At 59.7% G+C, this 8,971-nt stretch carries 8 protein-coding genes; 4 read left to right on the top strand and 4 right to left on the bottom strand.

The window, feature by feature from the left end:
• The coding region (locus ACH2EH_RS20815) for a hypothetical protein (RefSeq protein ID WP_395144726.1) at positions 1 to 1,086 on the bottom strand (1,086 nt) is incomplete at its 3' end.
• A 38-nt stretch (positions 1,087 to 1,124) separates the two neighbouring features.
• Here ACH2EH_RS20815 and ACH2EH_RS20820 point away from each other — a divergent pair.
• Entirely contained in the window at positions 1,125 to 2,114 is a 990-nt protein-coding gene (locus ACH2EH_RS20820) for an aldo/keto reductase (protein WP_395144727.1), read from the top strand.
• 153 nt (positions 2,115 to 2,267) lie between these two features.
• Here the strand turns inward: ACH2EH_RS20820 and ACH2EH_RS20825 are convergent, their stop codons facing one another.
• Both ACH2EH_RS20825 and ACH2EH_RS20830 read right to left on the bottom strand, forming a co-directional pair.
• Positions 2,268 to 2,681 (bottom strand): hypothetical protein, encoded by a 414-nt coding sequence (locus tag ACH2EH_RS20825; protein WP_395144729.1) that lies wholly within the window; start codon positions 2,679 to 2,681, stop codon positions 2,268 to 2,270.
• Between the two features lie 2 nt (positions 2,682 to 2,683).
• Positions 2,684 to 3,277, bottom strand: coding sequence for a FumA C-terminus/TtdB family hydratase beta subunit (locus ACH2EH_RS20830; protein WP_395144731.1), 594 nt, complete (start codon positions 3,275 to 3,277; stop codon positions 2,684 to 2,686).
• A 98-nt stretch (positions 3,278 to 3,375) separates the two neighbouring features.
• On the opposite strand from ACH2EH_RS20830, the gene ACH2EH_RS20835 reads away from it, so the two are divergent.
• From ACH2EH_RS20835 to ACH2EH_RS20845, 3 genes are all read left to right on the top strand, one after another.
• Complete coding sequence (locus ACH2EH_RS20835; protein ID WP_395144732.1) at positions 3,376 to 3,591, top strand: hypothetical protein; 216 nt, start codon at positions 3,376 to 3,378, stop codon at positions 3,589 to 3,591.
• On the top strand, positions 3,572 to 4,948 hold the full coding sequence (locus tag ACH2EH_RS20840) for a M20/M25/M40 family metallo-hydrolase (RefSeq protein ID WP_395144734.1): 1,377 nt from the start codon (positions 3,572 to 3,574) through the stop codon (positions 4,946 to 4,948). The genes ACH2EH_RS20835 and ACH2EH_RS20840 overlap by 20 nt, the downstream gene beginning before the upstream one ends.
• A 175-nt stretch (positions 4,949 to 5,123) precedes the next feature.
• Positions 5,124 to 6,032, top strand: coding sequence for a hypothetical protein (locus tag ACH2EH_RS20845; RefSeq protein ID WP_395144736.1), 909 nt, complete (start codon positions 5,124 to 5,126; stop codon positions 6,030 to 6,032).
• Between the two features lie 180 nt (positions 6,033 to 6,212).
• Here ACH2EH_RS20845 and ACH2EH_RS20850 read toward each other — a convergent pair.
• The coding region (locus ACH2EH_RS20850; RefSeq protein WP_395144737.1) for a ribonucleoside-diphosphate reductase subunit alpha at positions 6,213 to 8,971 on the bottom strand (2,759 nt) is incomplete at its 5' end.

An 8,971-nucleotide genomic window follows, 5' to 3' on the forward strand; every position in this document is an offset into this window, starting at 1 on the left:
TTGTGGGCGACAGGGATTAAGGTAGACGTCCTCTTTCCAGAGCCGATTGGTAAAGACCCGACCATCGCAGTGGAGCTTGCGCCAGAGCGGATGAAACTCTCCTGCGTTGAGGGCATTGGGCGAGCCGCCGTGGCCGGTGACGAGGGAGTAAAACGCGGCGCCGACGGTCTCGCGGTCCGTGGGAACACTCTGTGGCACGAGAAACTTCTCAATAGGCGCGTCGGTGAGCCCGATCTTTGCCACACCGTTCCAGAGCTTGATGACTTTGTAGGGCTCACGGCTCATCGAGCCTGGGTAGAAGTCGAAGTCAACCGAGACCAGCCAGCCCTCGGAGTAGGTCTCACAGGCGATTTCAAGCTGCTTTTTTCCGCGCAGCAGTGGTAGGAAGTCCGTGAGATCCACTTTCCACTGCCAGGCTTTGTGGTACGGCGTGATCCAGCGAAGGATCTCGTAGCGCTCCCCGGTTTCGTCGGTGAGGAAGAGCTGTGCCAGCCGGTCCCACGGGTCAATTCCCTTGGGCGTGTTTTCCAGGGTAAGCGTGCAGACCACCCGCCCAATCCCTGCCACGGACTCTGGGAAGGGAACGCTGCTCTGGATTTTATGGTGCTGGGCATCGTTGAGAGCGTGGGAGAAGGCGCTCACGCGACGGGGACTACTGAGCCAGCGGGACGTCCCTTGGCGACGGACGGTCAGGCCGGAGCGGGCTCCCGCGCCGATCAGCACGGGCTGCACCAGAGCCAGCGAGACTTCGGGAACAAAATAGCGCTCGTAGAGGGCTTCTCCTCCGGCTGTCAGTGTGACTTCGACGCCCCCCACAACTTCGTCCACGGTGAGCGCCAGAAGCTCTGTCAGGGGGCGGGGCGAGAGGCGGTTGGCGAGCTCGCGCCCATCGCGGTGGAGCGAGACCTCGCGCTGGGGGCGGTTCTCGTTGTGGGTATCGAAGCCCAGCGCAAAGACACCGGGGAGGTTCGGCTCCGCCGGATCGTCAAGGTGGGGCGGTGTCGGCGTGGAGGCGGGCAGGAAAGCCAGCGTGTAGCCTCGGGGATCGGCGGGCGTGGCTACCTGCCACTGGACATGAACTCGCATGGAGGCATTTTACCCGCAAGGCTGGGTACACTCTCGCCATGGAATATCGAAAACTGGGCCGCACGGGCCTTCTTGTCTCGGAGCTCTGTTTGGGGACGATGCAGTTCGGGTGGACTGCCGATGAGCCGACATCGCATGCGGTCATGGATGCCTATGTGGAAGCTGGGGGGACGTTTCTAGACACCGCCGACATCTACACCACTTGGGCGGGCGATGCGAGCTACGGCGGTAAGACGGAAGAGTACATGGGGCGCTGGTTTGCGGCGCGTGGCAACCGCGAGAAAGTGATTCTGGCGAGCAAGGTGCGCGGTCGCATGGCCCCCGGTCCCAACGGTGAGGGGCTCTCACGAAAGCGCGTGATCCAGTGCTGTGAGGATAGCCTACGTCGCCTCCAGACTGACTACCTGGATCTCTATCAGTGCCACTGGGTGGACCTTAATACGCCCATCGAGGAGACGCTCGCGGCGATGCAGACCCTTGTCGAGCAGGGGAAAGTCCGCTACATCGGGGCGAGCAACTTCCCGGCGTGGCGCTTGATGGAGGCGCTCTGGCACTCGGATAAGCGCAACTTTGCTCGTTTTGACAGCTACCAGCCCGAGTATAACTTAATGGATCGCCAGCTCTTTGAGTACGAGGCGATGCCGCTGTGTAAGCACCACGGCCTCGGCGTGATTCCCTACTCCCCGCTCGCGGGTGGCTTCTTGACCGGCAAGTACCGCGCCGGGTCGGACAAACCCGCCAGCGTCCGCGCCGACGGCGCACTGGGCCGCTACGGCAATGAGCGCGGCTGGGCCGTGATCGAGGCGCTGGAGCAGATCGGGCAGGAGAACGGCAAGACGGTCGCCCAGACCGCGCTCGCGTGGCTACTCACCAACCCTGTCGTCACGGCCCCGATCATTGGAGCCAACAACCCCGAGCAGCTCAAAGACAGCCTCGGCGCGGCGGGCTACCGCCTCAAGCCCGAAGAACAAAACCGCCTGAGTGAGCTCACCAAGTGGGTACGCAACGGTCGCCCCATCTGGGATTAGGCAAACACGCGATCAACGAGCCCGGACGGTAAACCTCCGGGCTATGGGGTGTTCCGCCGTTCGCTTCGCTCAAGTTTTTACCGACGAGGAACGAGGAGGCGGCGCGCCGCGCCCCATAGCGGGACGTTCACCGTCCACGCAATCCCCGTGCGGCTAGTGGGATTCGATCTTCCGCAGAAACCAGCCTGATGTGAGGAGAACGAGCATGGTAATGAGGGCTGATATCGCAGGATAGAGGTAAAAGGCGGTGAAAGGATTTTCTCGGGGCTGCCAGTACCAGAGCATATGCCCACCGTAAAGAGCCGCGCCCAGCGCGGCAAGCCACTGTGTCCAAGTAGCACTTCGAGGCTGACGCAGAAGGAGTAAGAGGATCGTAAATCCTGAACCTAGAGCGAGGGAACCGAGAGAAACAACATTCATACCATCTGCCAAGATATTTCCACTAGTATTGCCGCCAAAGAGGATAGTGGTTGTGTAGCCTGACAGAAGTACGTTGAAAAGCAAAATGACCCACTCTCCGGCACTGAGTCGCCAATGGAAAGCGGGTCGTTTCTGTTGCTGTTGCACGGTTATCCCAGCGCAGCTTTGAGCTTGTCTAGCGAGCTGGCTTGGACTTCCTCGTGCAGAGAGCCGCCGTGGGAGTCCATGGTGACGATGCAGGGGAAGTCTTTGACTTGGAGCACCCAGATGGCCTCGGGGGAGCCGAACTCGTCTTTGAAGTAGACAGCCTCGACGCCTAAAATACACGCGGCATACACCTGGGCCGCGCCGCCGACGGCGTGCAAATACACCGCGCCGTGGCTTTCACACGCTCCCAGAGTCTTGAGGCCCATACCGCCCTTGCCGATCACGCCGCGCAGGCCAAACTTGGCGATTAAGTCCGCCTGGTAGGGTTCCTCACGAATGGAGGTCGTTGGGCCAGCGGCAGTGATCCGGTAGGTCTTCTTGCCGTTTTCCTCGCCCTCCACGACGACCGGGCCGCAGTGGTAGATAATCCCGCCGCTTAAGTCCACGCCGCTGGGGAGCGCACCGCCACTTGCCAGATACTGATGAACCGCATCGCGGCCCGTGAAGAGCCGCCCCGAGATCAGAACCTCATCGCCCGCTCTGAGCTGCCGGATGCTCGCCTCATCCACCGGCGTCGTTAATCTCACCTGTGCCATGAATAAAGTATACCCCGCCCCGTTTTAGTGTGGAATATCGCACAGACGTGTATACCAACCGAACATATTGCACGTCTCATTCGACAAAGGTTGGGGACATGCAGAACGATAAACCAGAAAATCTGTGCCAGGTGGCGCTTCGACTGAGTCAGGACGAGGCGGATGCCTTGCTGAGCCTCTTACTCTGTGCACCAAATACGGATGAAGTCTCGGAAGAGATGGCATCACACCTCCTGCGACGGCTAGTTGAGGCGCAGCGAGCACCCTTGCGTCCCCACACGGTAGAATCGGGGCATGACACCTCCCGCACTTGAGCTGCAACAAGCCCTCCATGCTGCCCTTCCCACCGTCCTCGCTGAGCTCGCTGAGCTCGTCGCCATTCCCTCCGTAGCCGCCAAACCCGACTCCCCCATGCCTCTCTGCGCCGAGAAAGTGGCACAGCTCTACCGAAAGCGCGGCCTCGATGCGCAGCTCGTCCCCACCGACGGCGGGCCGCCCGTGGTCTATGCGGAAGATCGCAGCGCCGGAGTGGATGCACCCACGGCTCTCTTCTACAACCACTACGATGTCCAGCCCGCCGAGCCTCTCGAACTCTGGGAGAGCGACCCGTGGGTGCTGCGGCGTGAGGGGGATTTTCTCTTTGCCCGAGGTAGCTCCGACGATAAAGGCCATATCGCCTGCCGTTTGCTGGCACTGGATGCGCTGCGGGCGCTTCACGGCGGCGCGTTGCCCGTCAATGTGAAAGTGTTGGTTGAGGGGGAGGAAGAGGTGGCAAGTGTGCATCTGGCCGACTGGATTGAGCGCCACAGTGCGCTACTCGCCGCTGATGTGACCCTCTGGGAGTTTGGGGGGATCAATGCCGCGGGCGAGCCCGAGCTGATCTGCGGCCTACGCGGGATCGCCACGTTCGAGCTGCGGGCAAAGACAATCACCCACGATGCCCATAGCGGTGTCGGGGGCACGATCCTCCCGAATGCGGCGTGGCGGCTTGTCCATGCACTGGCCAGCCTGAAAGACCAAAACGAGCGTATTCTCCTGCCTGGCCACTACGACGAAGTGCTCCCCGCCACCGCCACCGATCTGGCTCTTCTCGAAAAACTCTCCCCGCAGATCGAGGAGGAACTCAAAGCGGCGTTTGGAATCTCAGGGTTTCTGGGGGAGGCCACTGGAGCGGAGCTGCACCGCCGCGCGAGCTTCGAGCCAAGCTGCACGATCAACGGGCTTGCCAGTGGCTACCAGGGCGCGGGAGTCAAGACCGTGCTCCCCGCCGAGGCCACCGCTAAGCTGGACTTCCGCCTGGTGCCGGACATGGATCCGGAGACGGTGCATCAGAGCCTGCGTGCGCACCTGGATGCGCAGGGGTTCACGGACATTGAGGTCGTCTATCTAGGGGGGCAGAGGCCGGGGCGCGTCTCGCCGGAGCATCCCCTGGTCCAGCTCGCGGCACAGACCGCGCAGGAGACATACGGGATCGCGCCCAGCATTGTCCCTCTCTCCCCTGTGACGGGCCCCGTGCATCCCTTTACCGTCGGCCTGCGTCAGCCGATTGCGACTATCGGCTGTGGCTATCCCGGCGCACGGGTGCATGCCCCTAATGAAAATCTTCGTGTCTCGGATCTGCTGCGCGGTGCGGAACACACGGTACGTTTCTTGATGGCACTAGCTGATTGACCCCGTAAAAGTGCGTGTTTTTGGCCGAAAAGCGCGTTGGAACCTCTTTCTTGCAGTTAACTGTCCGAAGGGTGGAGGTTTACAAGATGGTAGGGTGTCGTTCTTTGCTGCTGGCCTGTCTAAGCTTGGGGCTTGTTGTCGGTTGCGCTTCATGACTAGGGGTATACTGGGCAGTATGCGAGCTAAGTGGTGGTTGGGCGTGCTGGCGTGCTGGTTTCTATCAGTGGGTGCGCAGGCTCAGGATAAGCTGATCTACTGCAACGAACCGGAGCGGATTCGGGATGCAGGTACCTACGCGGATGCGCGGCTTCTGGCGGGGCAGAGCTACACGGTTTTCTATCACTTCCGCAACTCCAGCAACGACACCGGCGATTTTGTGGTGCAGCTCAAGAGCCTCACCGATGAGTCTTTTAACTTCAGCTCAAAGCAGGGGCTGGCCGATCCCGAGAGCGACCCTCCCAGCGTCGGTCGTCAGGCAATGGCGCGCTATCTGCGTGCGCCCGAGAAGCCTATCGTGGCGGCAAGAGGCGTGGCGCGCTTTACCTACAAGCTATCCCACCATCAAGTCGCTTCCGGGATGATGACGATCAAGGCGGATAAGAATATCCGTCTGCGGATCTACTACAAGCACGACAAGTGGGATGCACCCCGGATGCGAACTCTCGTGCTGGACTCCCCACGCTGTGAGATCGCGGTTCCACTAAGCGGTGAGCTTGCCCGCCAGAGCTTCCGGATCGGTCTCCCCGAGCGCGACACGAATAAAACCCGCCTGCGCGACGGCTCCTACGGAATGATCTATTCCTTCAAGATCGCCGCGCCCGAGGGCCGTAAGGTGCGGATTGGCTTTATCCCGCGCGGTGGCAAGGCCGGAATCGTGGGCATGCTCGGCGGCGACCTCATCATGTCCGAGATCTGCGAAGCCTACGAGCGCGGAACTTTCTGCGACGCCACGGTGGGCCCCAAGGGCGAGCTCCAGCTCACCACGAGCCCGTTTGGCGGTGTCTTCTACCCTGTCGAGCTTACGTTTCAGCTCCTGCCCACTGTCGCGGCATCTTCCTCCTCGGGACCGTCGGCACAACGGTAAGAACCCATCCCCCAGCCTAATTCTCCACCCCGATTAGAACAGGGTGGCTGTAGAGCGCTTCGCGCTACGAAGGGCGTGCCGCCCATAAGCCCGAGTTTGCTCAGTATGGCCGGAACGGCCTTTGTAGCCGCAGGCTCTCCAGTCCCGCCGCTCTAACCGGCGGGACAACAGTCTGCGGGACTACTGGCACGCCTCGCACTCTTCGCCGTTGCGCATGGCCTCAATCGAGCAGGCGAGTGCTTCGGCTTCCGTAAAGACCTTCTTGGCGGCGGCCTCCGCGACGGCGGCGTTGGAGCCGGTCTCGCGCATCTTGAGAGAGACGGTAGCCTTCTCGATGTTGCTGGCACCCAGTGTACGGAGATAGTAGGTCGTCTTGAGACCCGCGTGCCAGGCGTAGCGGTACATGTGCGAGAGCGCCTTCATGTCCGGGGTGCCCAAAAACAAGTTCAGCGACTGGCTCTGGTCAATCCATTTCTGCCGTCGTGCACCCGCGTCAATCAGGAATTCGAAGGGAATCTGGAAGGCTGTGAGATACTTCTCCTTGATCCAGGTCGGAATCTCGTCAATGTTGTGCAGGTCGCCATCGAAGTACTTGATCTGGTCCACGATCTCCTGGTTCCAGAGGCTGGCAGCCTTGAGATCACGCACTAAGAAGGAGTTGAGCACCACGAAGTCGCCCGAGAGATTCGACTTCACAAAGAGGTTCTTGTACATCGGCTCGATACAGGGTGACGTGCCCATAATATTGGCGATAGTTGCTGTCGGGGCGATAGCCAGCACGTTGGAGTTGCGCATGCCCTGCGTCTGGATCTTGGTTCGGAGTGCGGCCCAGTCCAGCTTGCCACCCCGCGCCACTTTAATCTCCACCCCGCGCTCTTTCTCCAGCAGCTCGATGGTGTCGTGGGGAAGTATCCCCCGATCCCACTTGCTCCCCTTGAAGCTAGAGTACGCGCCGCGCTCCGCCGCCAGATCGCTCGATGCCTCGTAGGCGTAGTAAGCGACTGCCTCCATAAACTCATCATTGAACTCGATGGCCTGTTGAGAAGCAAACGGGATGTCTTTCTTGTAGAGCGCGTACTGAAGGCCCATCACGCCCATTCCAACGGGACGATGGCGCAGATTTGCAGTCTCTGCAGGCTTGGTGGGATAGTAGTTGATATCAATCACATTGTCTAGCGCACGAACTGCAATCTGAATCGTTTCTTTTAGCTTGATATGATCAATTTCACCATTTGCAGTGAGGTGGTTATCCAGAATCACTGAGCCAAGATTGCAAACAGCGGTCTCTTCGGGGCCAGTATTGAGGGTAATCTCGGTGCATAAGTTACTGCTATGTATAACTCCCACATGATCTTGGGGCGAGCGGACGTTGCACGGGTCCTTGAACGTGATCCACGGGTGGCCGGTCTCGAAGATGAGCTTGAGCATCTGCTTCCAGAGCTCGATGGCCTCCACTTTCTTGCCACTCAGCTTGCCCTCGTCCACCAGCTTCTCGTACTCGATATAGCGCTTCTCAAACGCCGAGCCAAAGAGATCGTGCAGATCGGGGGTATCGGAGCTACGTAACAGCGTCCACATCTCGCGCGCTTCCATGCGCTTCATGAACAAGTCCGGAATCCAGTTGGCGGTGTTCATGTCATGGGTGCGGCGACGCTCATCCCCGGTGTTTTTACGCAGCTCTAGGAAATCAAAGATATCGTTATGCCAAACTTCAAGGTAGGCACAGCCAGAACCTGCCCTCTTTCCGCCCTGATTGACAGCTACAAGCTGATCATTGTGCATTTTAAGGAAAGGAATGACTCCTTGGGACTCTCCATTGGTTCCTTTAATGTGACTTCCTGTTCCGCGAACGGCTGTCCATGAACCACCAAGTCCGCCAGCCCATTTAGAAAGGAATGCGTTCTCCGCAATCCCACGAATCATGATGGATTCGATGCTATCATCCACTTTATAGAGATAACAGGAGCTTAACTGGCTGTGAAGCGTGCCTGAATTAAATAAAGTGGGCGTAGAAGAGCAGAATCGTCGGCTCTTGTACATTGTATAGAGTTCTAGTGCGTGTTGTTCTTTATTCTCGGCATCGGCGTAGAACAGGCCCATCGCGACGCGTAGCCAGAAGAACTGCGGCGCTTCTAGCCTGCGCGGGCGCTTGCCGGTCTTGTCGGTGATGAGGTAGCGGTCGTAGAGCGTCTGGAGGCCCAGATAGTCGAAGTCGAGGTCGGCGGTCGGATCGAGCGCCGCAGCGAGACGGTCTATATCGTAGCTCAGGATACTGGGCGAGAGGCGCTCGATCTGCACGCCGTAATCCAGATACTGCTTGAAGGCTTTCTTGTGCGCCTCTTTCAAGCCACCAATACCATCGCGAACAATGTCCCAGGTCAGGGTCTCTTCGTAGATATAGGTCAGCAGAATCCGGCCCGCAAAGAACGAGAAGTCCGCATCGCGCTCCATGAGCATCTTGGCATTGAGCACAATGGTCTTATTAAGATCCTCGCGGCGGATATCGGCACGAATGGAGCGGCGCAGCTCCGCCTCAATCTCGCCCGCGCTCAGGCACAGATCCAGACCAATAGAGGCGAACTGGATGCGCTTTCGCAGGTCCTCGCCGTCCCAGAAGTTGCTCGTGCCATCGTCCTCGGTGACGGGGATCAGGGCGAACTGCGGGTCGGGAGCGTTACTGGGAGCCTCGGAGGCGCGGAACATCATGCGCTTGGCGCGGTAGAGAATGTAGTCCTCGGCCACTTTCATGTAGCCGCCCAGCACCAGCTCCTCCTGCACGAGGTCTTGCACCGTCTCAATGGGAATGTAGGTCATCCCCAGGCCACGAGCACGCTCACTCACACGGCCCGTGATCTGCGGGGCGCTGTCGGACTCCATCTTCATCGAGAGAAACGCCTTGCGCACCGCCACTTCGATCTTGTCCTGGTTCCACGGCACCA

The sequence above is a fragment of the Armatimonas sp. genome (assembly GCF_043760365.1).
Classification (GTDB): Bacteria; Armatimonadota; Armatimonadia; order Armatimonadales; family Armatimonadaceae; genus Armatimonas.

Coding starts and splice junctions, on each gene's coding strand:
- ACH2EH_RS20840 (WP_395144734.1), top strand. CDS start 3,572: ATGACACCTCCCGCACTTGAGCTGCAACAAGCCCTCCATGCTGCCCTT.
- ACH2EH_RS20820 (WP_395144727.1), top strand. CDS start 1,125: ATGGAATATCGAAAACTGGGCCGCACGGGCCTTCTTGTCTCGGAGCTC.
- ACH2EH_RS20835 (WP_395144732.1), top strand. CDS start 3,376: ATGCAGAACGATAAACCAGAAAATCTGTGCCAGGTGGCGCTTCGACTG.
- ACH2EH_RS20845 (WP_395144736.1), top strand. CDS start 5,124: ATGCGAGCTAAGTGGTGGTTGGGCGTGCTGGCGTGCTGGTTTCTATCA.
- ACH2EH_RS20830 (WP_395144731.1), bottom strand. CDS start 3,277: ATGGCACAGGTGAGATTAACGACGCCGGTGGATGAGGCGAGCATCCGG.